Annotated in this window: 25 protein-coding genes; 14 read left to right on the top strand and 11 right to left on the bottom strand. The window is 69.6% G+C overall.

Annotation, left to right across the window (positions count from 1 at the left end; all coding sequences use genetic code 11):
- Positions 1–203: 203 nt before the first annotated feature.
- A complete protein-coding gene (locus tag ACZ6H8_RS11315) occupies positions 204–722 on the bottom strand; it encodes a DinB family protein (RefSeq protein ID WP_464146932.1) in 519 nt (172 codons plus the stop codon).
- Positions 723–780: 58 nt separating this feature from the next.
- On the opposite strand from ACZ6H8_RS11315, the gene ACZ6H8_RS11310 reads away from it, so the two are divergent.
- A complete protein-coding gene (locus tag ACZ6H8_RS11310; protein WP_464146931.1) occupies positions 781–1,107 on the top strand; it encodes a GNAT family N-acetyltransferase in 327 nt (108 codons plus the stop codon).
- 43 nt (positions 1,108–1,150) lie between these two features.
- Here the strand turns inward: ACZ6H8_RS11310 and ACZ6H8_RS11305 are convergent, their stop codons facing one another.
- Positions 1,151–1,540: a VOC family protein gene (locus tag ACZ6H8_RS11305; RefSeq protein ID WP_464146930.1), complete on the bottom strand. Its 390-nt coding sequence runs from the start codon at positions 1,538–1,540 to the stop codon at positions 1,151–1,153.
- 147 nt (positions 1,541–1,687) lie between these two features.
- Between ACZ6H8_RS11305 and ACZ6H8_RS11300 the strand changes: the two genes are divergently transcribed.
- Together ACZ6H8_RS11300 and ACZ6H8_RS11295 are read left to right on the top strand one after the other, a co-directional pair.
- Positions 1,688–1,897 carry a hypothetical protein gene (locus ACZ6H8_RS11300; RefSeq protein ID WP_464146929.1) on the top strand — a complete coding sequence of 70 codons (210 nt, stop codon included), beginning with the start codon at positions 1,688–1,690 and terminating at the stop codon, positions 1,895–1,897.
- A gap of 141 nt (positions 1,898–2,038) precedes the next feature.
- A complete protein-coding gene (locus tag ACZ6H8_RS11295) occupies positions 2,039–2,245 on the top strand; it encodes a hypothetical protein (protein ID WP_464146928.1) in 207 nt (68 codons plus the stop codon).
- Positions 2,246–2,287: 42 nt separating this feature from the next.
- On the opposite strand, the gene ACZ6H8_RS11290 is transcribed toward ACZ6H8_RS11295, so the two are convergent.
- Both ACZ6H8_RS11290 and ACZ6H8_RS11285 read right to left on the bottom strand, forming a co-directional pair.
- On the bottom strand, positions 2,288–3,346 hold the full coding sequence (locus tag ACZ6H8_RS11290; RefSeq protein WP_464146927.1) for an FUSC family protein: 1,059 nt from the start codon (positions 3,344–3,346) through the stop codon (positions 2,288–2,290).
- Positions 3,347–3,551: 205 nt separating this feature from the next.
- On the bottom strand, positions 3,552–4,088 hold the full coding sequence (locus tag ACZ6H8_RS11285) for a hypothetical protein (RefSeq protein ID WP_464146926.1): 537 nt from the start codon (positions 4,086–4,088) through the stop codon (positions 3,552–3,554).
- Between the two features lie 496 nt (positions 4,089–4,584).
- Between ACZ6H8_RS11285 and ACZ6H8_RS11280 the strand changes: the two genes are divergently transcribed.
- On the top strand, positions 4,585–6,054 hold the full coding sequence (locus ACZ6H8_RS11280; protein WP_464146925.1) for a toll/interleukin-1 receptor domain-containing protein: 1,470 nt from the start codon (positions 4,585–4,587) through the stop codon (positions 6,052–6,054).
- A gap of 107 nt (positions 6,055–6,161) precedes the next feature.
- The gene (locus ACZ6H8_RS11275; RefSeq protein ID WP_464146924.1) at positions 6,162–6,812 is read left to right on the top strand and encodes a hypothetical protein; all 651 of its coding nucleotides are present in this window, start codon (positions 6,162–6,164) and stop codon (positions 6,810–6,812) included.
- An 11-nt stretch (positions 6,813–6,823) separates the two neighbouring features.
- On the opposite strand, the gene ACZ6H8_RS11270 is transcribed toward ACZ6H8_RS11275, so the two are convergent.
- Positions 6,824–7,402 (bottom strand): hypothetical protein, encoded by a 579-nt coding sequence (locus ACZ6H8_RS11270; RefSeq protein WP_464146923.1) that lies wholly within the window; start codon positions 7,400–7,402, stop codon positions 6,824–6,826.
- A complete protein-coding gene (locus tag ACZ6H8_RS11265) occupies positions 7,399–7,794 on the bottom strand; it encodes a hypothetical protein (RefSeq protein ID WP_464146922.1) in 396 nt (131 codons plus the stop codon). The genes ACZ6H8_RS11270 and ACZ6H8_RS11265 overlap by 4 nt, the downstream gene beginning before the upstream one ends.
- Positions 7,795–7,963: 169 nt before the next feature.
- On the opposite strand from ACZ6H8_RS11265, the gene ACZ6H8_RS11260 reads away from it, so the two are divergent.
- Entirely contained in the window at positions 7,964–8,983 is a 1,020-nt protein-coding gene (locus tag ACZ6H8_RS11260; RefSeq protein ID WP_464146921.1) for a ParA family protein, read from the top strand.
- A gap of 460 nt (positions 8,984–9,443) precedes the next feature.
- Here ACZ6H8_RS11260 and nrdH (ACZ6H8_RS11255) read toward each other — a convergent pair whose 3' ends face one another.
- The 3 genes from nrdH (ACZ6H8_RS11255) to ACZ6H8_RS11245 form a co-directional block, all read right to left on the bottom strand.
- Positions 9,444–9,671, bottom strand: a complete 228-nt coding sequence (nrdH, locus tag ACZ6H8_RS11255; protein WP_464146934.1) for a glutaredoxin-like protein NrdH — start codon at positions 9,669–9,671, stop codon at positions 9,444–9,446.
- A gap of 805 nt (positions 9,672–10,476) precedes the next feature.
- A complete protein-coding gene (locus ACZ6H8_RS11250; protein WP_464146920.1) occupies positions 10,477–13,464 on the bottom strand; it encodes a GH92 family glycosyl hydrolase in 2,988 nt (995 codons plus the stop codon).
- A gap of 80 nt (positions 13,465–13,544) precedes the next feature.
- Positions 13,545–14,564, bottom strand: coding sequence for a LacI family DNA-binding transcriptional regulator (locus tag ACZ6H8_RS11245; protein ID WP_464146919.1), 1,020 nt, complete (start codon positions 14,562–14,564; stop codon positions 13,545–13,547).
- Between the two features lie 141 nt (positions 14,565–14,705).
- Between ACZ6H8_RS11245 and ACZ6H8_RS11240 the strand changes: the two genes are divergently transcribed.
- Together ACZ6H8_RS11240 and ACZ6H8_RS11235 are read left to right on the top strand one after the other, a co-directional pair.
- Positions 14,706–15,077, top strand: a complete 372-nt coding sequence (locus tag ACZ6H8_RS11240; RefSeq protein ID WP_464146918.1) for an ArsR/SmtB family transcription factor — start codon at positions 14,706–14,708, stop codon at positions 15,075–15,077.
- Between the two features lie 43 nt (positions 15,078–15,120).
- The gene (locus tag ACZ6H8_RS11235) at positions 15,121–15,588 is read left to right on the top strand and encodes an SRPBCC domain-containing protein (protein ID WP_464146917.1); all 468 of its coding nucleotides are present in this window, start codon (positions 15,121–15,123) and stop codon (positions 15,586–15,588) included.
- Positions 15,589–15,668: 80 nt separating this feature from the next.
- Here ACZ6H8_RS11235 and ACZ6H8_RS11230 read toward each other — a convergent pair whose 3' ends face one another.
- Positions 15,669–16,811, bottom strand: a complete 1,143-nt coding sequence (locus ACZ6H8_RS11230; protein ID WP_464146916.1) for a GDSL-type esterase/lipase family protein — start codon at positions 16,809–16,811, stop codon at positions 15,669–15,671.
- Positions 16,812–16,892: 81 nt separating this feature from the next.
- Between ACZ6H8_RS11230 and ACZ6H8_RS11225 the strand changes: the two genes are divergently transcribed.
- A complete protein-coding gene (locus ACZ6H8_RS11225) occupies positions 16,893–17,513 on the top strand; it encodes an SRPBCC domain-containing protein (protein ID WP_464146915.1) in 621 nt (206 codons plus the stop codon).
- Positions 17,514–17,727: 214 nt separating this feature from the next.
- Here ACZ6H8_RS11225 and ACZ6H8_RS11220 read toward each other — a convergent pair whose 3' ends face one another.
- On the bottom strand, positions 17,728–19,026 hold the full coding sequence (locus ACZ6H8_RS11220) for an alpha-amylase family glycosyl hydrolase (RefSeq protein ID WP_464146914.1): 1,299 nt from the start codon (positions 19,024–19,026) through the stop codon (positions 17,728–17,730).
- Positions 19,027–19,207: 181 nt separating this feature from the next.
- Here ACZ6H8_RS11220 and ACZ6H8_RS11215 point away from each other — a divergent pair, with 181 nt between their 5' ends.
- The 5 genes from ACZ6H8_RS11215 to nrdE all read left to right on the top strand — a co-directional run bounded on the left by ACZ6H8_RS11215 (position 19,208) and on the right by nrdE (position 22,829).
- Positions 19,208–19,366 carry a hypothetical protein gene (locus tag ACZ6H8_RS11215; RefSeq protein ID WP_464146913.1) on the top strand — a complete coding sequence of 53 codons (159 nt, stop codon included), beginning with the start codon at positions 19,208–19,210 and terminating at the stop codon, positions 19,364–19,366.
- A 21-nt stretch (positions 19,367–19,387) separates the two neighbouring features.
- Positions 19,388–19,702, top strand: coding sequence for a hypothetical protein (locus ACZ6H8_RS11210; RefSeq protein WP_464146912.1), 315 nt, complete (start codon positions 19,388–19,390; stop codon positions 19,700–19,702).
- A gap of 309 nt (positions 19,703–20,011) precedes the next feature.
- Positions 20,012–20,236, top strand: a complete 225-nt coding sequence (gene nrdH / locus ACZ6H8_RS11205) for a glutaredoxin-like protein NrdH (protein WP_464146911.1) — start codon at positions 20,012–20,014, stop codon at positions 20,234–20,236.
- Positions 20,237–20,286: 50 nt separating this feature from the next.
- Positions 20,287–20,685, top strand: coding sequence for a class Ib ribonucleoside-diphosphate reductase assembly flavoprotein NrdI (gene nrdI, locus ACZ6H8_RS11200; protein ID WP_464146910.1), 399 nt, complete (start codon positions 20,287–20,289; stop codon positions 20,683–20,685).
- 38 nt (positions 20,686–20,723) lie between these two features.
- On the top strand, positions 20,724–22,829 hold the full coding sequence (gene nrdE / locus ACZ6H8_RS11195; RefSeq protein ID WP_464146933.1) for a class 1b ribonucleoside-diphosphate reductase subunit alpha: 2,106 nt from the start codon (positions 20,724–20,726) through the stop codon (positions 22,827–22,829).
- Positions 22,830–22,857 lie beyond the last annotated feature (28 nt).

The following is a 22,857-nucleotide window of genomic DNA, read 5'->3' as shown; positions in this document are numbered from 1 at the left end:
CGCCCGAACCCCGAACCACCACCGACGAAGCACTCCCCCCAACCGGCCCTTGGGGTGCGAGCGAAGCGAGCCTCGAAAGGGCGCCACAGCACAGCGAGCCCCTTTCGAGGCTCGCTGCGCCGCACCTCAAGGAGCGGTGGGTGGACGCTGACACGTCCCGCTCGTGCACCTCGCAGCGCACGGGGAGAGGTGGACGCCGCGCGTCAGCGCTTCGTGACGTCCCAGGCGTGGTGCTCGAGGTCGTGCAGGGCGTACACGCCCAACGAGCGCACCGTGAAGCGCGAGCCGTTCGAGCGGCGACCCGGGCGCTCCCAGGCATCCGCAGGCACGGCCGCGTACGCCTCGGCGAGCTCCGCCGCCGCGACGTCGAGCTCGATCGCGACCCGCGGCGGACGCTGCTGGGCGTACGCGTCGTCGTCGGCCGTCGCATCCTGATCCCAGTTCGCGAACAGCGGGTCGTCGTGGTCGAGCATCGACACGAGCCGCTCGCGCATGATGCGGCACACGTCGCGCACGTGCGCGGCGTACTCGAGCTTCGACCACGTCGCGTCATCCGGTCGCTCGCGCACGTCGGCGTCGTGCAGCGCCGTGTGGATCCTGCCGACCGCGGCGCGAATCCGTGCCGGCAGCTCGGCGTCGGCGACGTCGGGCGAGAAGCCGCACTCGGTGCACGGGCGCTCGAGCACCCATGTCCAGTCCTTCAGGTCGGGCTCGATCGGCATGCTCCGATCCTGCCGCACCGGGGATGCGCCACGCGGCGTGCAGTGGCAGTGTCGAGGGATGAGCACCGTGCGCAGGGCAGCATCCGCAGACCGCTTCGAGATCGTCGACGACGCAGACGGCGTCGCTGGCCGGGCGTACTTCGTGGAGGTGGCGGGCGCCCGTGTCTTCTTCCACACGAAGGTCGACGACGCGTACGCCGGCCAGGGCCTCGGCAGGCAGCTCGTCGAGGAGGCGCTCGAGGCGACGCGCGCCGACGGCCTGCGCATCATGCCGGTGTGCCCGTACGTCGCGAAGGTCGTCGCCGCCGACCAGCGGTGGGCCGACCTCGTCGTGCCCGTCACGCAGGAGGCGCTCGCCGCCGTGGAGGAGCGCACGAGCCGCTGACAGGGAGGCTCCGCGAGCGGCACCCGTCGACGGCGGGCCTCGCTCAGATGGTGACGGAGCCGTCGTCGCCGATCGTCCAACCCGGGTTGTGCGCGACCTCCCACACGTAGCCCTCCGGGTCGGCGAACGCGCCCGACGTGCCGCCCCACTCGGCGACCTCCGCGGGCCGCACGATCGAGCCACCCGCCGCCTCGGCGGCGATCAGCAGCGTCGCGACCTCCTCGGGCGTGCGCACGTTGTGCGCGATCTCGATGCCGGGTGCGCCGTGCCCGCCGAGCGCCGTCCAGAGCCCGAACGCCATGCCGCCGGCCTGGAAGAAGCACACCTCGTCGTCTGGCTGCTGCGCACCCGCCCACCCGAGGGCCTCGTAGAACGCGCGTTCGCGGGCCAGGTCGTGGACGCCGAGGGTGATGAGACTGATGCGCTGCTCCATGCGCTCGACCGTATCCCCAGCCTGCGACGCGCCTCACCCCGTGGTCTCGTCGCGGATCATCCCCGAGGATGACGGCTGCGACCCCTCCGGACGACGCGGTGCACCCCCTCCTGCCGCGAGGCTCGAACACGAGCCGAAGGAGACACCGTGGACATCGTGGAGCGAGCGCAGGACCTGCTGAACCTGGGGGTCGTCGTCTATGCCGCCATCGCACTCATGCTGCTGGCGATGCTGGCGCTGCTGAGCATCGGCGTCGCCGCGATCGAGCGCCGCGGCACGCGTGTCGAGCGTCGTCGCACGAGCCGCCGCCCCGCGTCGTACGGGGCGACGAGGCGTCGCGTGCTCGGCGCCCGCTGACCCTCGCGCACCCCCGCCTCGCCTGTGCGCGAGACGCGTCCGAGCATCCGCGTGACGAATCCGGCATCCATGACGTCTCCTAGGTGAACGCACCATCCAGGAGAGAGGCTCGCCGGCCGCACGATGCGACCGGCACGAGGCATGAGCACCGACCATCACGACACCGACGACCGCTCGCGCGATCCCGAGGACGCGGAGCGCGCAGCGGCGCACGGCGACGACTCGCGGGCCGAGGCGCTCGAGCGCATCTGGGACGACCTCGAGGAGCTCGCGCGCCGCGTCGACGACGCGGCGGACGCGACCGGTGGCGGCGCGTGCGATGGGCGGCCGAGCGACGCCTCCGCATGAGCCTCGATCCGCAGCCGCACCGCGACCGCGAACGCGGCAGGCTCACTCGGCCGTGAGCTCCTCATGCACGCGGCGCAGATCCTCCAGCATCGAGCCGATGACGACCCAGTGCTCCGGGTGCGGCGACACGACCACGAGGGGGGCCGTCAGCAGCGGCCCCGTGTCGGAGGTCGCGGCTGGGTCGCCGCCTGCACCGAGCACGTAGCGGATGCGCAGGTCGTGCGCCGCGCGTCGCAGCTCGGCGGCGATCTGCCCCATGACGGGCTCGCGGTGCAGCGAGTCGTCGTAGTGATCGCGCATCGTGCGCGTCATGCCCGCCACGCGCGTCACGAGCACGCCGAGCGACACGAGCCCCTCGTCGTAGCCGTGCAGCTCGCCGCGGTGCCGACCCCCGCGCCAGTTGAGCGCGAGCGAGTCCTCCGCGGTCGCGACGGCGACCTGCGCGCGGGCGAGCATGGGCCGCAGCAGCCGCACCTCGACGAGGTTGCCCTCGAGCGTCGAACGACCGACGGGCGCCGATGCGGCAGCCTCGAGCCGTTCGAGGCTGCGTGCGATCTCCTCGGCGAGCTCCTTGACCTCGCGCCTGGCGGGCTCGAGCAGCACGGGCGGCACGATGAGCAGGTTCACGACGAACGCGATCGCAGCGCCCAGCACCGTCTCGGCGATGCGGTCGATCGCGTAGATGGGCGAGGCGGCGCCGAGCGCGAGCACGAGCATCGCGCTGATCGGGATCTGGTTCGACGTCTGCTGCGACAGCCGCAGGGCCCACGCGAGCAGGATCGACACGACGACGGCGACGAGGATGATCCACGCCGCCGAGCCGAACAGCAGCGAGATGCCCGTCGCGAGCACGACGCCCACGATGACGCCGATCGAGCGCTCGAGGGCGCGCCCGAGCGACTGGTTCACGCTGGGCTGCACGACGATGAGCGCCGCGATGACGGCGAAGATCGGCGGCTCCTCCGCGATGAGCACGTCGGCGGCGAACCATGCGGTGATCGCAGCGACGCTCGTCTTCACGACCTGCAGGAACGGCACGCGTCCCGTCGCACGGATGCGCTGCACCCACGCGGTGGTGCTGCGCAGTCGCCTGCCCGCCATGCGTCCCCTCCGAATCGCCTAGGGCAACCGTGCCACATGCCGAGCGGGGGCCCGCCGCTGTCGCCTGGCTGCGTCGAGGCGCGATGGGCTCGGATGCGGACGCTGGCTCAGCCTCAGCGCAGCGAGGTCGATCGGGCAGAAGTAAGATTATCGGCGTACGGATCTCGGTGCGGAGCTCGCGTCGCCGCGGCTGTTTCCGGCCACGTCAGACGTCGCCGCGGAGAACGAGCGCCGGCAGCACCACAGCAACGTGGCGGCCTATGGCCTGGGTAGCGCGGGCAACTGCCGGAGCGAGCCGCTCTAGGAGAACCCAGACGGCGATCGCGGTGACGCACACGAACAGAGCGCTTCCGAGCGCGATGACGAGAGAGCTCTGACGCAGAAGCTCCCTGCTCATCATGAGCAGCAAGAGCATGAGGAGCACACCGCCGACGACTGTGAAGACCGCTCCCACGTCTCCCCGCCAGCTGTCACCGTCGCGCAGTCCGAAGCCAGCGCCTACGAAGACCATTGCGAAGCGAGCATGGAGCGCGAGGTTCCGCAGAGAAGGATTGGCGTAGTACAACCACGCCCCGGCACCTATCAGCCCGAGAACGAGCAGGACCCACGAAACCACCGATTCGATGGGCTGCTTCCCTGCAACGTCTTCCAGCACGAGCGCGATGCCGAACCCGACCATCGCCCACGCGACGACATCAATGGTTTCAAGCAGCGGGTGAGCAAGTCTTGGGCTTGCGCTCATCATGCCCTGCGCGCGCCGAGGCGCGGCCTCAACGCGATCCAATGCCAGCCGCGTCGTTGCATGATCGCATCGCGTTGCTCCCGGTCACGGCCTTCGTCGTCGCGACGATGCTAGCCGCTTCGCGCCGGTAGCGGATGTGTCCCGTGATTGCAGGGATGAGAGTGTGGCCGGTGAGGATGAGCGCGCCGAGCACCGCGCCCATGAACCGTCGGCAGGATGAGGTCGTCGCCACCGTCCGCCGCGACAAGGATCGGCCGCGAGCTCGGCACGACTGATGCGGGCTCGGCATCGTAGGGCTCGGCGGGATCTGGCCTCACGATCGCTGTCTCCCAGACCCGCTGTCCACAGACAGAACGTCGATTGTCAGCTTTTGCGCCTTGAGCTTAAGGTCGTCCCCGTTAGGCAGCTCTAGCCGCGAGTCAGCGCGGCGCGCTTCGCGGAGATCGCGCGGCGACCCAACAGCTGCCCTGTCTATGGGTGCTGCGATACTCCCGGCATGAGCGATCAGCGCCACGTGTTCCTGTCGTACATGCACGAGGACACCGAGGCGGTCGATCAGCTGGAGCGCGCGCTCGAGGCCGCAGGCTTGGCAGTCTGGCGCGATGTCAGGCGGCTTTTCCCCGGCGAGGACTGGCAGCAGAAGATCCGCGAGGCGATCCAGCGCAATACGCTCGCGTTCGTTGCCTGCTTCTCATCGGCATTGAGTAAGCGTGAGACTTCGCACATGTTTGTCGAGCTGACGATCGCGATGGAGGAGTACCGCAAGCGACCGCCCGGTGCGGAGTGGCTCTTCACGGCTCGATTCGACGATGTGGCGATCCCGGAGTACGACCTCGGCTACGGTCGCATGCTCGGCGGCCACATCCAACGATCGGACTTGTTCGGCGATCGAGGGACGGAGAATCTCGTCCGCCTGACAACTGCGCTCGGGCGTCTCATGCATCCTCAACCGACCGCAGGCGCCGACGCCTTCGCCGCATCGCGCGCCGCTGCTGGCGACGACCGCAAGCGATCCGACACTCTCAAGCGGCTCCTGCGGGACCCAACGGCCGACATCGCGCTCGAAGACTTCATGAGCACCCTCGCGAGGCCGATCCGTGCTGCACTTGGAAATGCTGAGCGGTTTCCGCCGAGCGTGCCGGAAAGCGACACTGAGGCGGCGTACCGGGCCTGGTCAGGCCAGGTACGCGACTATGAGGAGTTGCTCGAGCCCGCCCTCGAACCGCTGCGACTCGTGGGCATGTACGGCTCGCACACCCACTCCGAAGCCTGGCGCCAGTTCATGCGCTCCCTCTCATCCGAGGTGGGGCCGGCGGGCGGCATGCGACTCTTTGTCGAACTGCGCGGCTACCCGGCTCTGTTGGCCATGCACGTCGTCGCCGTCGGGTGCATGGCTCGAAGCAACCACGTGCCTTTGCTTGGCATCGCTGTCAGGCCAAGAGTGCGCGTCGACTACAACAACACCACGGTGCCCGTCGTCTCGTACGTGAACGCCCGGTCAATCTGCGATGTCGGCGACGGAGTGCTGCCCAGCGCGCTGCATCACGAGGACACCGGTGGAGAGGTCGGCGAGGAGCACTTCCGAAAGCGGCCGACGAAGTACTTCACGCCGATGTCTGATCACGTCCAGCATGTCCTGCGCGATCTCTTCATCGACGACTTCCCAACGCAAGATGAGTACGACGAGGCCTTCGATCGCGCCTGCGTGCTCCTCGACGCTCTCGCGATCGATTCTCAGGATGACGATCTCTCCGGTCATCACTCCGCCGGTTATGGCTCGTACGTATGGCGCCACCGCCGTTCCGAGCGCGCAGCAGACGCCGCACTCTTGAAGGAAGCCTCCGATCAAGGTGCAGCATGGAAGCCGCTCGCCGATGGGCTGTTCGGCGGCGATGAGGCTCGTGCCTCGGCGGCGCTGAACAAGGTGCGTGAGATGGCCGAGTACATTCGACCACGCCTCTATTAGGTACTTGACCGCGAACTCACGTGCGGCAGTATGTCGCCGTGAGACAGACCACCGACGTGCGCCACGAGGGCCCAGCAGTTCGATTTCGGGCACACACATACCCGTCCATGACCGCCGGCGACTTCGCGGCAATCAATGACGCAGCCGTCCGCCTTGCGTCCGGCGCCACACTGCTCGTTGCACCCGATGACGCCGCGCGGACTTTTGACATCCTCGAGTCCTACGACTGGTGCCTTCCGACCAGACTCCGGCGGGTTTCTTACGAGAATCCCTGGGAATACGTCCCCGAGCTGTTGGCATGGGCTGGCGCCCTGAAGCTTGGCGGTCCCGGCGTGGCTGCCATCGCTGGCGCGGTGAAAGATCTCGTCCAGGTGCCGTCGATGAACGCCGAGCGGTGGGCCAACGTCAACCTCAAAAACGCTCAGGCCGAAGACCTCGAGCTCCGGAACGCCGCTGGCAGAATCGCGCAAGCTCAGGCGAAGGAGCGAGCGGGCTCCTCGTCGACGTCGAAGGTCACCTCCACGATCTCGCAGGGTCCGCGTCGCACGCCAAGTGGCCTTCGCCGCGAGGCCGAACGCCTTGCAACCCCTCTGCGCGACGACGACTTCGATCACGTGGAGCACGTGGTGACGGCGGCGGGCCCCGCTGTTCGTGGCGCGAAGCGGCACGAAGTCGTTCGACGCCTGGCGACCGCGCTCTCCGTCCTTCGCCATGGCACCGCAGGCGGCGAGATCGAGGTTGACGACGACGCCCGCTGAGCGGAGCGTCGTCAATCGTCGGTCTCGACTGGCTCTTCCTTCACGATCTCCCAAAGCATCACGGGATCCTGGATAGGCCCACTCGGCGGATCAAGCGGGGGCGGTGACTCTTCGAGGCTCATGCCGCTGCGCCGTACGTGCGGCTTCCCCTCGAAGGTCATCACCCCTGCCGCATGGCCGATGAAGAGCACCGAATCGATGATCCATTGCGCGCGCCCGTAGGCGCGCAGCAACTCGCGTGTCGTAAATTCGCTCGCGCCGGTGCTGCGGTGCGTCCAGATCCTGCCGCCAACCACCCCCAGCAAGTCAGCGTGGCCCAGGGCATCTCGTATCTCCTTGAGCTCGCGTCCGACCATCACAATCGCGTCGGCGCGAAGCCGTTCGTCATGGTCCGCCGCGAGGCTGATCAAGGCGTCAAACCGATCGGAATCGGACATTCGACCCAGCCTGCGATTGAGGAATCTGCCTACCTCTGGCGAGAGGCCACTGACGTAGCGCTCGAACACATGCCGCATCGACGACTGCACTTCGCCGAACATCGCCATGAAACGAAGAGCAGCTTCCGCCGGATGCGGCTCCGACACAGTCATCCCGTACCCTCCCTGCGCTCACGCTGCGGCGCACCGCCGCGCTGCGCACGCCCATGGCCCCGCGGTGCACCGTCGCGCACTGCGTCGGCGGCAGGCCTGCCTTGTCCGAGACCGGCCGTGAGTCGCGCGTCGCGTGCGCCGTCCGGGACGCCCTTGGCCTCCATCGCGGCGGCGTAGTCGCGTCGACGTGCCGCAGAGTCCCACTCCTCGCGGGCGGCGCCCTGTTGGCGGCTACGGTCGTCGCGGCCCTCGGCGAGCTCGCCGTCACCACGGGCGGCCGCGGCGTCGGATGCTCGGTCGGCATCGTTCGCTGCTGCGATGTGCTGCGCGGCGTCGACCTGGTCAACGCCGGCGCGATCCGGCCACCGCTGCTCAACGTCGAAGTTGGTCATCCGGTCATCCCCCGATTGCTCGTGCCGGCGACGGCATCTCGCCCGTTTGCGAAGGCCCGGAACGCCTGCCCAGTTCGCCCCATCGGCAATCCATGGTTGCTCGGATGGCGTGATGGTACGATAGAAGCGTACAAACCGTCCGCTCGAAGAAGCTAGATTGGAACCCTGGATGATCGTTTACGGTTTTTGGAACAACAAGGGCGGCACCGGCAAGACGAGCCTGTGCTTCCAGAGCCTGACGTTCTACGCCAACCAGAACCCCGACAAGAAGATCCTTGTCATCGACATGTGCCCCCAGGCAAACCTCTCGGAGCTGCTCTACGGAGGGCTCACCAACTCAGGCAGTGACGTCCTACTGGCGCGCCAGGCAGAAGCAACGCGCCGCACCATCGGCGGGTACTTTGAGACGCGCCTGCCGTCTCCTTACACGGTGCCCGCGATCACTCCCGATGCGTACATCTCGCATCCGGCCGACTACAACACTGCGGTTCCCGACAACATCGACCTCGTCGCCGGCGACCCCCTGCTCGAGCTGCAGAGCAACGCGATGTCGACGCTGGCGAACACGAACATTCCAGGGACGAACGCTTGGCTCGCAGTGGTCGACTGGCTCCGCGACCTTCTCAAGACCGTCGAGGACAAGTACGACACGGTTTTCGTCGACTCGAACCCTTCGTTCTCGGTCTACACGCAGGTCGCGCTCTCGACCGTCGATCGTCTCGTTCTGCCCGTGATGGCCGACGACTCGTCGCGTCGTGCTATCCAGAACGCGTTCTCGCTCGTCTACGGACTGAAGCTCCCTTCGGAGATCTACGCGACGTATGCGTTCGCGACGCGTCTTCGTGCGGCAGGACGCGACCTGCCCAAGGTCCACGCGATCGCGAAGAACCGTCTCACGCAGTACATGGGTCCGGCTTCGGCCTACTCGGCCGTCCTCCACTCCATCGACACCGATGTGAGCACGCTAATGGTCGCGAATCCGGGGATGTTCAGCTCCACCTCGGTAGAGGACGTGGTTGTGAATATCCGCGACTTCCAGACTGCGGGAGTGGTCGCGCATGCTCGCGGCTGCCCCCTGTACGCGCAGCGTTCGGGTCGGATGCAGATCATGGGCAAGCGCGTCCAGGTGAAGAGCGAGTATCTGTCTCTCTGCGTGGATGCTGTGCAGGATCTAGTCGACACGCTCTAGCGGAACCAGGAGGGGGCTGGCGCCGTGCGCCAGCCCCGCACCTGCCTCCGCGTCAGAACGGCTGCTCGTCTTCGACGACCTGACCACCGCTGCCTCGGGTGATGTCGAGCGTCTGCCCGACGCCGGCGTAGCCGAAGAGGTCGGCGGAGACGCTGCGGTTGATGCCGCCCTTCTCGGTTGCCCCACGGGGTCGCGGAGTCGGCCGGCGAACACGACCTTGACGCTGCCGGATGCCTGCGCGATCGCGACGAGGTTCTCGGCCTCTTGCCGCGCACGAGCACGTCGTAGCCGGTGGCGGGGCCGTCCTGCCATTGCTCCTGCTCGTCCTGGTAGCGGTCGGCGACGACGACGCGGGCGTACGTGTATGCGCGGCCCTGGTCGTTGTGCTGCAGCTCGGGCGTCCCTGCGAGGTTGCCGGTGCCGGTGATGCACCTGTCCATGATCTGTCTCCTTCGTTTCGTTATCGGGTGAGCTGGTCGATGAGGTCGGGGCGGAAGCCGCTCCATGCGGTGTCGTCGCACTCGACCACGGGCGCCTGAAAGAACCCGAGCGCCTTCACGTGCTCGAGCGCGGCGTCGTCGGTCCTGACGTCGACCTCGCTGTACGCGACCCCTGCGGTGTCGAGCGCTCGCTTGGTGGCGGTGCACTGGACGCATCCGGGCTTGCCGTAGACGGTGATGGTGACCAGGTCGGCTCCCCCCTACCTCTCGTTCTTTCGCCCTCTCCGGGGCACCTGCAGGTGCATGCGAGCGGGAGCGCCGTGAGTGCCCGACGCGCCCCGATCCCGAAGGGATCGTTGGCTGAACGGCGGGAACGGGAGGCGCGGAGCGAGTGATGCTCGGCAGCCCCGGAGAAAAGACGGTCAGTCAGGTGAGGCGGCGCAGCCGCACGATCCGGCCAGCCTCCGTGCTGGCTCTCGCGGCGGCTCGCGCCGCGCCGGACGAGCATCACGGGTGGCGAATCGGCTCAGATGGGGAGTGCGACCGCTGCTGTCGCCGCTCTGGCAGTCAAGCGCGCGCACATGGTCACAGCGGCGTACCTGTCGCACTTGGGCAACGAGCGTGACTATGTGCACGTCTGGGACGCCGAGCATCGGGTGAGTCGCGAACTGCCAGTGCGCAGCGCGACGGTCGTCGGCTACGCCTACCGGGCGGCCGTGGTCACGCACGACTTGGAAGCCGAGTACGGGGTCATCGAGAACCGCGGCATTCCTGCGCTGCGCAACCTCATCAAGGGAGGGCAGCTAGACGCAGACAGCGAGGCGGCCGTCGTCGCATTCCTGGACATGCACCTCCAGCGTGGCAACTACGCAGACCAAGCCGCGGCTCGTTTGTCGGTCGGCGTAGGCAACGTCGCCGGCCGTTCGCCCGCCTTCGAATCGCCTAGGCCGCCCGTGCCACATGCGGCACGGGCGGCCCGTCGCGGGATCGTCGCAGGTCGCGCAGGGACCGCAACGGGGCGCGGAGGTCGCCCTCCGCGCCCCGATGCGTGGATCAGCCCGCGTCGACCGCCCGGCGAGCCGCACGTGCCCGCATCGCAAGCCCCGCGCCGACCAGCAGCGCCAGCAGGCCCATGGCGATCGCCCACGGCGCGACGTCGGCACCCGTCACCGGGAGCCCTCCCCCGCCTCCGCCTGCACCCGGAGGCGTCGAGGGCTGGCCGGAGCCGTCGGTGGGCGGCACGGACGGCGACGACGGCGACGGCTCCACGGCCGCGGCGACGACCGTCACCGACACGGGCACCGAGACCGGCTCGAGCACCTCGGGCGCGAAGCGCGGGCTCTCGGTCGCGGACGACACGGTGAGCGTGCCCTCGACGACGCCGGGCTCCGGCAGGGTCACCGTCGCGGTGAGCACCCACGCCTCGCCGTCGCGCTGCACCGTCACCGGCACCTGCGCCCCGTCGAGCTCGAGGGTCGCTGCGAGCTCGACGTCGTCGACGCTCGTCGCCACGGCAGCAGCCGCCTCGCCCGGCGTCGCCTGCGATGCCTCGGCGAGGGTGACCGTGCCGACCTCGATCGTCGTCGCGACGCCCTCGGTCACCTCGGCATCCTGCGCCACGACGTCCGCCTCGGCGCGCAGCGGGTCGGCGACGCTCGGCAGCCAGTCGGCGCGTGCCGTGCCCCACGTCGTGGCCTCGGCATCCTGCGTGAGCGCGAACGCGATCTCCCCGCCGGCGCGCAGCTGCTCGAGGTCGATCCATGTCTCGCTGCGATCCTCGCCGCCCACCGAGACGCTCGCGATGTGGCTCGGGGTCGACTCGGTGGCGCCGGGTGCGCTGAGCGTCACCGTCTCGCCGGAGTCGCCGAGCGTCACGACCGCCTCCTGCACGCGCGGCGCGTTGAGCGCGAGCATGCCGGAGCCCGGCACGACCGGCTGGATGCCGATCGACGCCATGACGTACCAGGCGCCCAGCGTGCCGAGGTCGTCGTTGCCGACGCCGCCGTCCGGCGTGTTCGGGAACAGGTTGAGGTTCGCCGCGAGCACGTCGTCGACGTGGGCAGGCTCGCCGGCGGAGGCGTACAGCCACGGGTTCATGATCGTCGGCTCGTTGCCGGGGTTGTAGCCGATGCTCGTGTAGTAGCTGCTGCCGCCCGGATCCCACGACGACGGCCGCTGGCCGGGGGCCGCCTGCAGGGCGTCCATGTCGAAGTAGAAGTCGAGCCGGTCGAGGAACGCGTCGGTGCCGCCCATCGCATCCTGCAGGCCTGCGAAGTCCTGGTTCGCCATCCACTGGTACTGCCACGGCACGCCCTCGTGGAAGCCCGTCTGCTGCACGGGTGCGATCTCGGCCGTCGACACGAACTCGCCCTCGGGCGTCACGGCGTTCACGAGGCCCTGGAAGCCGCCGCTCAGCTGCACGTCGGGGTTCCACAGGCGCTGCCAGCTCTGGCCGCGCTCGAGGAAGGTCGCCGCGGTCTCGTCGTCGCCCATGCGCTGCGCGGCAGCGCCGATCGCCGCATCCGACACCGCGAACTCCATCGTCGACGAGCCGCCGTGGCGGTACTCCTCGAACTGCTGGCCGAGGCCGGGCTCGTCCTCGGGGTAGTAGGGGATGTGGCCGTTGGCGATGTAGAACTCGGCGCTCTGACGGCCGACGGAGTCGACGCCCTCCGGCGGTGCCGTCGTGGCGTTCTCGATCAGGTAGCCCCACAGCTCGTCGTGGATGTCGTCGGGCACGGTGCCGAGCGTGAAGTTCTCGGCGAGCCAGGCCGACACGGGGTCGCCGGCCATGATGTTCGTCTCGACGCCGCCGAGCGACCACCTGGGCAGCCATCCGCCCTCGACGCGGTGCTGGTACATCGAGCGCACGATGTCCTCTGCGATCTCGGGGGCGATGATGCCGTGCAGCGTCGCCTGCGTGCGGTACGTGTCCCACAGCGAGAACGTCTGGTGGTAGGTCCAGCCGTCGGCGACGTGCACGGCGCCGTCCATGCCGCGGTAGCGGCCGTCGACGTCGCTGCCGATCGTCGGCGACAGCAGCGCCTTGTAGAGCTGCGTGGCGAAGATGCGCTGCAGGTCGTCGGATGCCGTGATGGCGACGCGGCCGAGCATCGCGTTCCATGCGGCGTTCGCCTCGGCGCGCACGGCGTCGAAGTCGAGGCCGCCTGCGAGCTCTGCGATGCGGTTGGCGCGCGCGCCGTCGACGTCGACGAACGAGACGCCGATGCTCACCTCGACGGTCTGGTCGTCGGTCGTGTCGAAGACGGCGACGGCGCCGTGGCTGCCGCCCGCGCTCTCGCTCGACTCCACGCCGCCCGCGTAGGTGGCGTCGGCACCCCAGGCGCCGTGCTCGACTGGGGCGCGGTCGAAGGAGGCGCTGAAGAAGTAGCGCTGCTCGTCGGTGCCGCCGCAGAAGCCGCCGTTGTCGATCCAGCCTTCGAGCGTCTGGTCGTCGACCCACGTGAGCGAGCTGGCACCCGCGTCGCGCAGCGTCTGCCCGAGGTTGAACGACAGGTTCGCCGTCTCGGTCGCGGGGAACGTGTAGCGGTGCACGGCGGTGCGCTCGGTCGCCGTGAGCTCTGCGGTGACGTCGCCCTCGAGGTCGACGGCGTAGTAGCCGGCCTCTGCGGTCTCGTCGCCCGTGATCGCGAGGAACTCGCGGTCGGTGCGCGGCACGTCGGTGGTCGTGGGGGTCACGAGCAGCTCGCCGGCCGCGGGGCAGCCTGCGCTGTTCACGTGGCGCTGGCTGAAGCCCCACACGCGCCGGTCGTCGTACGCGTACGACGTCGATGCGTAGCTGTTCGTGTTGTCGGGGCTCGGCTGCACCATGCCGAACGGCATCGTGGCGCCTGGGTAGGCGTTGCCCTCGTCCTCGGTGCCGACGAACGGGTTGACGAGCGCTGCGCGGTCGACGTCGTCGGCAGCGGCGGCGCTCGTCGCCGGCAGTGCGGCCGGCAGGGCCGCGAGGCCGAGGGTGGCGGCGAGCGCGGCGCCGATCAGGCGGGCACGGCCGCGAGAGCGGGTCACGGGATGGGGCATCGGGTCCTCCTCGACACGAGCGCGCGTGGAATCGATTCCACTTGAGACGACGCTAAAGCACGCCATCAGGGGACGTCAAGTCACCGCGAGCGATCGAGCAGCACGGGCTCCAGCAGCACGACCCGCGCCGGACCCTCGTGGCCGTCGAGGCGCTCGACGAGCATCCGCGCCGCGAGCTCGCCGATGGCTGCGGGGTCCTGCGCGACGACCGTGAGCGGCGGGTCGAGCAGGTCGGCCAGCTCGAGGTCGTCGAACCCGACGGTGTCGAGCCGCGTCCCCAGCGCGCGGAACGCCCGCAGCGTCGCGACCGAGGTGCGGTTGTTGCCGCACAGCACCGCGGTCGGCGGGGCCTCCCCCGCGCTCAGGGCGAGCAGGCGAGCAGCGATCACCTGGGCGTCGGGGGCCTCCTGGGTCACGATCGCGGCGTCGGCGGGCAGCCCAGCGGCGGCGATCGCATCGTGCACGCCCAGCAGGCGCTCGCCCGAGGTGTGGTTGCGGGCGTCGTCGAGCAGCACGGCGATCCGCCGGTGACCCCGTGCGACGAGGTGCTCGATCGCCATGCACGCGCCGAGTCGATTGTCGGTGCGCACGCTGTCTGCCTCGAACGTCAGCGCCGGGCGGTCGACGAGCACGACGTGCACCCCGGCGCGCTGCAGCGCGGCGAGCCGCGACTCGTCGGCATCGATGGGCATCGTCACGACGAGCCCCTCGACGCGGCGAGCGGCGAGACCGTCGACGATCCTGCGCACCTGCGCCGCCGATCCCCCGGAGGAGGCCGCGAGCAGGGTGAGCCCGTGGCGCTCGAGCGTCGACTCGATCGACCGGTGCAGCTGCGAGTAGAACGGGTCGGCGACGTCTTCGACGAGCAGGCCCACCGACGCCGACGCCCCACGCCGCAGCTCGCGCGCGGCCGTGTCGCGCACGTAGTCGAGCTCGTCGATCGCGGCGAGCACGCGCGCCCGGCTGTCGGCGCTCACCTTGCCCTCGTCGTTGAGCACGCGCGAGACCGTGCCGACCCCGACGCCCGCGACGCGTGCGACGTCCTTGACGGTCGGACGCCGCGCCGTCGACGGGTCGGCCGTTCCCGTCGGAGGCTGCATCGCGCGAGCGTAGCACCGGGTCTCGACCGCTCCGCAGGTCCGGACCGCGGCTCGCTCACCCCGTCTTCAACCGATCGGTTGACAACGCGAGCGGTCCCGTGGCACGCTTTATGCAACCGAATGGTTGAGGAAAGGGAGCGCATGGACGAGCAGCTCGACAGGGCGTTCGCGGCACTCGCGGACGGCACCAGACGCGCCCTCGTGGCACGGCTGACGCTCGGCGACGCGACCGTCGGCGAGCTCGCCGCCCCCTTCCCCGTCAGCCTCCAGGCGATCTCGAAGCACCTCGCGGTGCTCGAGGCCGCCGGCCTCGTGACGAAGGGTCGCGACGGCACCAGGAGGCTCGTGCACCTCGAGGCGCATGCGCTCGGATCCATGACGTCGTGGATCGAGCACCACCAGCGGCAGGCCGAGGGGCGCTTCCAGCGACTCGACGCCGTGCTCGACGAGCTGCGCGCGGCCGACGCCGACGCGGCCACCGCATCCGACACCACCACCGACACCGGGGCGTGAGCCGACCGACGGCCGCCCCACACCACCCGACAGGAGATCCATCATGGACGCCACCATCACCGCCGACCCCACCGTGCCCGTCATCCGCATGACCCGCGACTTCGCAGCGACGCCAGCGCAGCTGCTGCGCGCCCACACCGACCCCGAGCTCTACGCGCGCTGGAACGGGCCGGAGGGCACCGAGGTGCGCATCGACCGATGGGATGCCGTCTCCGGCGGCGCGTGGGCCATGACCCACGTGCACGAGGGCCAGGAGTACGGCTTCCGCGGCACGTTCCACGAGGTGGGCGACGAGGGCATCGTGCAGACGTTCGAGTTCCTCGGCGCACCCGGCGTCGCGCTCGAGACGCTGCGCTTCGAAGACCTCGGCGACGGCCGCACGCGCCTGCACGCGCGGTCGCTCGTCGACTCGTTCGAGGGTCGCGACGCGTGGCTCGCGAGCGGCATGGAGGTGGGCGTGAACGACGGCTACGCCGCGCTCGACGCCCTCATCGCGGAGGGTGCGGTCTGACCGACCGTCGCGATGCGGTCTGAGCGGGCCGTCGAGTGGAATGCACCCTCGACGGCCCGCTCAGACCGCATCCGCGTCGCTCACCCGCGCAGCCACGCGTCGGCGAACCGCTCGCCCATGCGCTCGTGCGCCTCCGGCCCTGGGTGCAGGGCGTCGGCGAGCGGCCACCGGTCGTGGTCGCCCGGCCCGTAGAGCGTCTCGCCGTCGAGGTACGCGATGTTCGGGTCGCCTGCGGCGCGCTGCGCGACGATCGCGGCGAGCTCCGCGCGCACGACCTGCAGCGTGAGCGCACCCGCGGCGACCTGGGCGGGGTCGCCCGTCGCGACGAACCGCACCTGCGGCGTGCCGAGGCTCGCGGGGTCGAAGGCGCCGGGCCCGGGCGTCGTCTCGTGGATGGGGCAGTGGATGGGCGACACGACGAGCAGCGGCGTCTCGGGGTGCCCGTCGCGGATCGTGTCGAGGAACGCGTGCACCGCGGGCACGAAGGCGCGGCGGCGCATGGCGTCGGCGTTGACGACGTTGATGCCGAGCTTCACGCTGATGCGGTCGGCGGGCAGGTCGCGCATGACGCGCGCCGTGGAGCCGTCGACCATGGCGCTGCCGCCGAACCCGAGGTTCGTGAGGTCGACGCCAGCGGCGCGTGCCGCGATCGCCGGCCACGTGCCCGTGGGGTGCAACGCGTTGGAGCCGTGGCTGATCGACGAGCCGTGGTGCAGCCAGCGGAGTCGACCGCCGGGCTCGACCGGGCCGACGGGTGCGTCCGATGCGAGGGAGACGAGGTCGGTGCGCTCGTTCCACGGCAGCCACAGCTCGACCGTCTTCGCACCCGAGGGCAGGTCGAAGCGCACGCTGCCCGCCTCGCCAGGCACGAGCTCCTGCGTGCCGCGGGCGACGTCGACGCGCAGCTCGTCGCCGCCCGTCACGGCACCGTGGGCGACGACGCGGCCGTCGACGACGAGGTCGCACGTCGCTGCGGGCCTGCCCGCCGCGCCGACGTAGACGATGCGCACCGGATGCGCCACGAGCTCGACCCACGTGGCCTCGGTGCAGAACGCGAGCCGCACGCCTGCAGGCTGCGACTGGGCGCCGAGCAGCTGGGGGTCGGGCAGCTGCTCGCGCGCCCATCCAGGCAGGCGGTGCACGACGAGACCGCGTGCCGTGCGCTCGAGCTCGACGGCACCGTGGACGAGGTCGGCGGCGATGTCGGTCACGTGGGAGGCCATGCGTCCAGGCTACGAGCGGCCGGGGGTTCCGCCCGTGCGCGCACTGCCGTAGACAGGGTGCATGCCATCGGGAGCAGCAGCATGACCATCGCCGCGCAGATCCACGAGGTGCTCCGCACCGTCGATCTCGCAGCATCCGGGCCCGTCGTCGCGCTCGAGCAGACGTTCCGGGCGACGGCAGCCGACGTGTGGGATGCCATCACCGATCCCGCACGCCTGGCCACGTGGTTCGAGCCCGTCGAGGGCGACCTCGTCGTCGGCGGCCGCTACCTGCTCGTCGACAGCGGCACCGAGGGCACGATCGAGCGCTGCGAGGCGCCGACGTCGCTCGCGATCACGTGGGAGTACGCGGGCGACGTGAGTCGCGTGACGGCGACGATCGCCGAGGTGGATGGCGGTGCGAGGCTCGCGATCGCGCACGAGGGTGCGCACGACGAGCACTGGGCCGAGTACGGTCCGGCCGCGGGCGGGCTCGGGTGGGACGTGAGCCTGCTCGGGCTCGCGCTGCACCTGGATGGCGACCCGCGCGCGACGCCCGAGGCGATGGAGGAGCTCTTCGAGGGCCAGGAGGGTCGCGCGTTCGCCGAGGCGTCGGCCGCCGCATGGCGCCAGGCCCACGTGGAGGCGGGTGCCGATCCGGTCGAGGCGCAGCGCGCCGCCGACGCGGCGATCGCGGTGTCGTTCGACGAGGACGACGACTGACCGCGGCTGCGAGCCCCGGCGACCCCCGCACGTCGTCGGCCTCCGCACGTCGTCGGTGCTGCGTTACGCAGGCGATCGTGGGGGGCCGAGGGAAGATACCCCTCGAGCACCCCTGATCGCCTGCGAAACGCACCCACCGTGCGAGGCGAGGCGCGCGGGCGGAGGCGAGGCGCGCGGGCGGAGGCGGGCCGCGCGAGCGCTGGCGCTGCAGGCGTCAGCCGCCGAGCACCGCCCAGCCGCGCGCGGCGAGCACGACCTCGTCGCCCTCGAGCGTCGCACCCTCGCCCGCGAGGATCTCGGTCGCGTCCGCGGCGGGCAGCCGCGTCGGCTCGTCGCCGATGCTCAGCGCCGTGACGATGCTCGCATCGGCCGTCGCGGTGCGCAGCACGATCGAGTCGTTCGCGACCACCACGACGTCGGTGTGCGCCCGCGTGAGCCACGCGTGCCGCCTGCGGATCGCGATCAGCTGGTGCGTGGCGTCGAGGATGCGGGCCGCAGCCGGGTCGAGGTCGCTGCGAGCCGGGGGCACCTCGGGCATCTCGGGGCGCACGGCGTCGTCGCCGCCGACGCGCTCCTCCTTCACGCCGAGCATGCCCAGCTCGTCGCCCGCGTAGATCGCCGGCGTGCCCGCGACGGTGCAGAGGATCGCGAGCGCGTGCGGCACGAGGTCCGCGCCGATCGCCGACGCGATGCGCGTGACGTCGTGGTTGCCGAGGAACGTGTACGGCACGAACGTCGCCAGCAGCGCGTCGTGGCGGCCGATGGCGTGCTCGAGCTCGAACAGGTTGCCGTCGGCGATGCCGTGCCAGATGCCCTGCCACAGCTCGTACTGCGTCACGGCATCCATCGTCGACTCGGCCACGATCTCGGGGTAGTCGCCGTGGATGACCTCGCCGACGAACCACGCGTGCGGATGCCGCTCGCGCACGGCCGGCAGCACGCGCGCCCAGAAGGCGCTCGGCACGCTGTACGCGGCGTCGAGCCGCCAGCCGTCGATGCCGCGGCGCAGCCAGTGGTCCATGACGTCGACGACGAGGTCGACGACGTCGTCGGAGTCGTGGTCGAGCTCGACGAGGGCGTCGTGCCCCTCGAAGACCTGGGGCCCGCCGTCGTCGCCGAGGCGGACGAGCCGCGACCCCTCCTCGCCCGACAGCGCCGCCTGGAACGCGGGATGCTCGCGACCGACGTGGTTGAAGACCCCGTCGAGCAGCACGCGGATGCCGCGTTCGTGCGCGGCCGCCACGAGGTGGTCGAGGTCGGCGTCGTCGCCGAGGCGCGCATCGACGCGCAGGAAGTCGGTCGTGTCGTAGCCGTGGGTGGTGCTCGCGAAGATCGGACCGAGCGCGATGCCGTTGAGCCCGAGCTCGACCACGTGGTCGAGCCACCCCTCGATGCGTGCGAGGCGGTGCGGCGGATGCTCGGCCTCGGCCTCGCGGATCGGCGCGCCTGTGAAGCCCAACGGGTACACGTGCCACCACATCGCCGTGCTCGCCCATGCCTGCTCGTCTGCCATGCCCCCAGTCTCCCGGTCCGCCGCGTCGGCGTCCCACTCCGCACGCATGGGCTTGCGCTCGGCCGGCGCCGATGCGATCGGTTCGCGTCTCGCGCAACCCACTGGCGCGTGGCGCGCCAGGCGCGAAGCCTGGAGGGGATGGCGGGCATCCGTCGTCGACGAGAGCACACCAGGGAGCACCATGAGCCACCACGACGACCACAGCTCGACGAACCCCGACGAGGGCGAGCAGCAGCGCGTCGACGACCTGCCCTCTGGCACGGGCGATGCGACGAGCGGCGACGACGACCCGCACGAGGACACGGCATCGGGCGGTGCGCCCGAGCAGCCCGACGCCTGACCGGGTGGCAGGGTCGTTGGCATGACGGATGACGACACGGGCGCCGGCCGCCTCCCCGGCATGGGGCAGCGGCCGGTGCGCGAGCCGCGCGAGCGGCACCTCTCCCCGCGGTTGTGGGTCCTCGGCGGCACGGTGCTCGCGATCGGCGCCGTCGTCGCGCTCGCCATCATGGCCGCGACGAGCATGGCCCTGCCCGCGACGACCGCCGTGCTGCTCGTCGCGATCCCCGTGGGCGTCGGGGTGACGCTGCGGGGTCTCGCGCTGCAGCGGCGCGCATCGGGCGCGCGCGGTGGCTCCACCGCCGACCCGAGAGGCGGCGGCGACACCGTTCGCTGATGCGTGTCGGTGGCTCGCGGCACCGTGGAGGCGACCGGGAGGCCGTGATGCGGAGTGCGAATGACACGCGTGTAAGCCCTCCCCGGCGTGTCGCGAAAGTCCTGTCCACAGGTGTGGAGAACGCCCTCCACAGGCAACTTCCGCGCCAGCGCTGGGCAGGAATCCGCGCCGGTGGACAGACGTTGCATCAGATGTGGAGAAACGCCGCATCTAGTGCCGCGCCAATGTCGGTGGCCCTACATATAGTGGGCAGTCCCGGCTTCGGCTGAGCACCCCGAACACCCCCGCAGTGCAGAGAGCAGGATCGAAATGGCTGTCACCGTCTATTCAAAGCCCGCATGCGTGCAGTGCACCGCCACGAAGCGTGCGCTCGACGCGCAGGGCGTCGACTACGAGATCTTCGACGTCTCGGTCGACGACAAGGCGCTGCAGACCGTCAAGGACCTCGGCTACATGCAGGCCCCCGTGGTCATCGCAGGCTCCGACCACTGGTCGGGCTTCCGCCCCGACAAGATCCAGGCCCTCTCCGCCTGATCGACCCGAGCCGCGAACCAGGTCGACGCATGCTCCTCGAAGCCCCTCCGATGGCTCCCGAGATCGTCTACTTCTCGTCGGTCTCGGGCAACACGGCGCGCTTCGTGACGAAGCTGGGTCGCCCAGCGGTGCGCATCCCCCTCCACGCGAGCCAGCCTGCGCTGCAGGTCGAGCGGCCGTACGTGCTCGTGACGCCGACGTACGGCGAGCACGGCAGGGGCTCGGTGCCCAAGCAGGTCATCCGCTTCCTGAACGACGAGGGCAACCGCGCCCTCCTCCGCGGCGTCGTCGCCGGCGGCAACACGAACTTCGGGTCCGACTTCTGCATCGCAGGCGACATCATCGCCGCGAAGTGCGACGTGCCCTACCTGCATCGATTCGAGGTCTTCGGGACTCCCGACGACGTCAGCATCCTCAACCAGAGATTGGACGACCTGTGGCAACTGTGACCACCGAGCAGTCCGCGGCGGGCACCCACGCGCCGCAGATGGACTACCACTCGCTCAACGCGATGCTCAACCTCTACGGCCCGAACGGCGAGATCCAGTTCGAGAAGGACCGCGAGGCTGCGAACCAGTACTTCCTGCAGCACGTCAACCAGAACACGGTCTTCTTCCACTCGCTGAAGGAGAAGCTCGACTACCTCGTCGAGAACGAGTACTACGAGGGCGAGGTGCTCGAGCAGTACTCGTTCGAGTTCATCAAGTCGCTCATGAAGCGCGCCTACGGCTACAAGTTCCGCTTCCCCACGTTCCTCGGCGCGTTCAAGTACTACACGTCGTACACGCTGAAGACGTTCGACGGGAACCGCTACCTCGAGCGGTACGAGGACCGCATCGTCAACGTCGCCCTGGCCCTCGCGGCCGGCGACGAGCGTCTGGCGGAGGCCCTGGTCGACGAGATCGTCAACGGCCGCTTCCAGCCGGCGACGCCGACGTTCCTGAACGCGGGCAAGAAGCAGCGCGGCGAGCTCGTCTCGTGCTTCCTCCTGCGCATCGAGGACAACATGGAGTCGATCGGTCGCTCGATCAACTCCGCGCTGCAGCTGTCGAAGCGCGGCGGTGGCGTGGCGTTCAACCTCACGAACATCCGCGAGTACGGCGCCCCGATCAAGCAGATCCAGAACCAGTCGTCGGGGATCATCCCCGTGATGAAGCTCTTCGAGGACAGCTTCTCGTACGCGAACCAGCTCGGCGCCCGTCAGGGTGCCGGAGCGGTGTACCTGCAGGCGCACCACCCCGACATCATGCGGTTCCTCGACACGAAGCGCGAGAACGCCGACGAGAAGATCCGCATCAAGACGCTCTCGCTGGGCGTCGTGGTGCCCGACATCACGTTCGAGCTGGCGAAGAAGGACGAGGACATGTACCTGTTCTCGCCCTACGACGTCGAGCGCGTGTACGGCAAGCCGTTCGCCGACATCTCCGTGACCGAGAAGTACCACGAGATGGTCGACGACGCCCGCATCACGAAGAAGAAGATCCGCGCCCGCGACTTCTTCCAGACGCTCGCCGAGATCCAGTTCGAGTCGGGCTACCCGTACATCATGTTCGAGGACACGGTGAACCGGGCGAACCCCATCGACGGCCGCATCAACATGTCGAACCTGTGCAGCGAGATCCTGCAGGTGAACACGCCCAGCGACTACGTCGAGGACCTCGGCTACCAGTCGATCGGCAAGGACATCTCCTGCAACCTCGGCTCGCTGAACATCGCCCTCGCGATGGACTCGCCCGACTTCGGTCGCACGATCGAGACCTCGATCCGCGCCCTCACGGCGGTGTCCGACCAGTCGAACATCGACTCGGTGCCGTCGATCGCCCGCGGCAACGACATGAGCCACGCCATCGGCCTCGGCCAGATGAACCTGCACGGCTACCTCGGCCGCGAGCGCATCTTCTACGGCTCCGACGAGGGCGTCGACTTCACGAACATCTACTTCTACACGGTGCTGTTCCACTGCCTGCGGGCGTCGAACCTCATCGCGCAGGAGAAGGGCGTGACGTTCGACGGCTTCGAGCGCTCCACGTACGCGTCGGGCGAGTTCTTCGACAAGTACACCGACCAGGCGTGGACGCCTGCGACGCAGCGCGTCGCGCAGCTGTTCGCCGACGCCGAGGTGCACATCCCCACGCAGGACGACTGGCGCGAGCTGAAGGCGCTCATCCAGCAGCACGGCATCTACAACCAGAACCTGCAGGCCGTGCCGCCGACGGGCTCGATCTCGTACATCAACAACTCGACGTCGTCGATCCACCCGATCGCCGCGAAGATCGAGATCCGCAAGGAAGGCAAGATCGGCCGCGTCTACTACCCGGCGCCGTTCATGACGAACGACAACCTGGAGTACTTCCAGGACGCGTACGAGATCGGACCCGAGAAGATCATCGACACGTATGCCGCGGCGACGCAGCACGTCGACCAGGGCCTGTCGCTCACGCTGTTCTTCAAGGACACCGCGACGACGCGCGACATCAACAAGGCCCAGATCTACGCATGGCGCAAGGGCATCAAGACCGTCTACTACATCCGTCTCCGCCAGCTCGCGCTCGAGGGCACGGAAGTGGAGGGTTGCGTCTCCTGCATGCTCTGAGCATGTGAGACACGCGACCGAGAGATCG

The sequence above is a fragment of the Agrococcus sp. AC640b genome, from assembly GCF_979255995.1.
The sequence above is the reverse complement of the archived record's forward strand: the minus strand, read 5'-3'. Positions and strand labels throughout refer to the sequence as shown.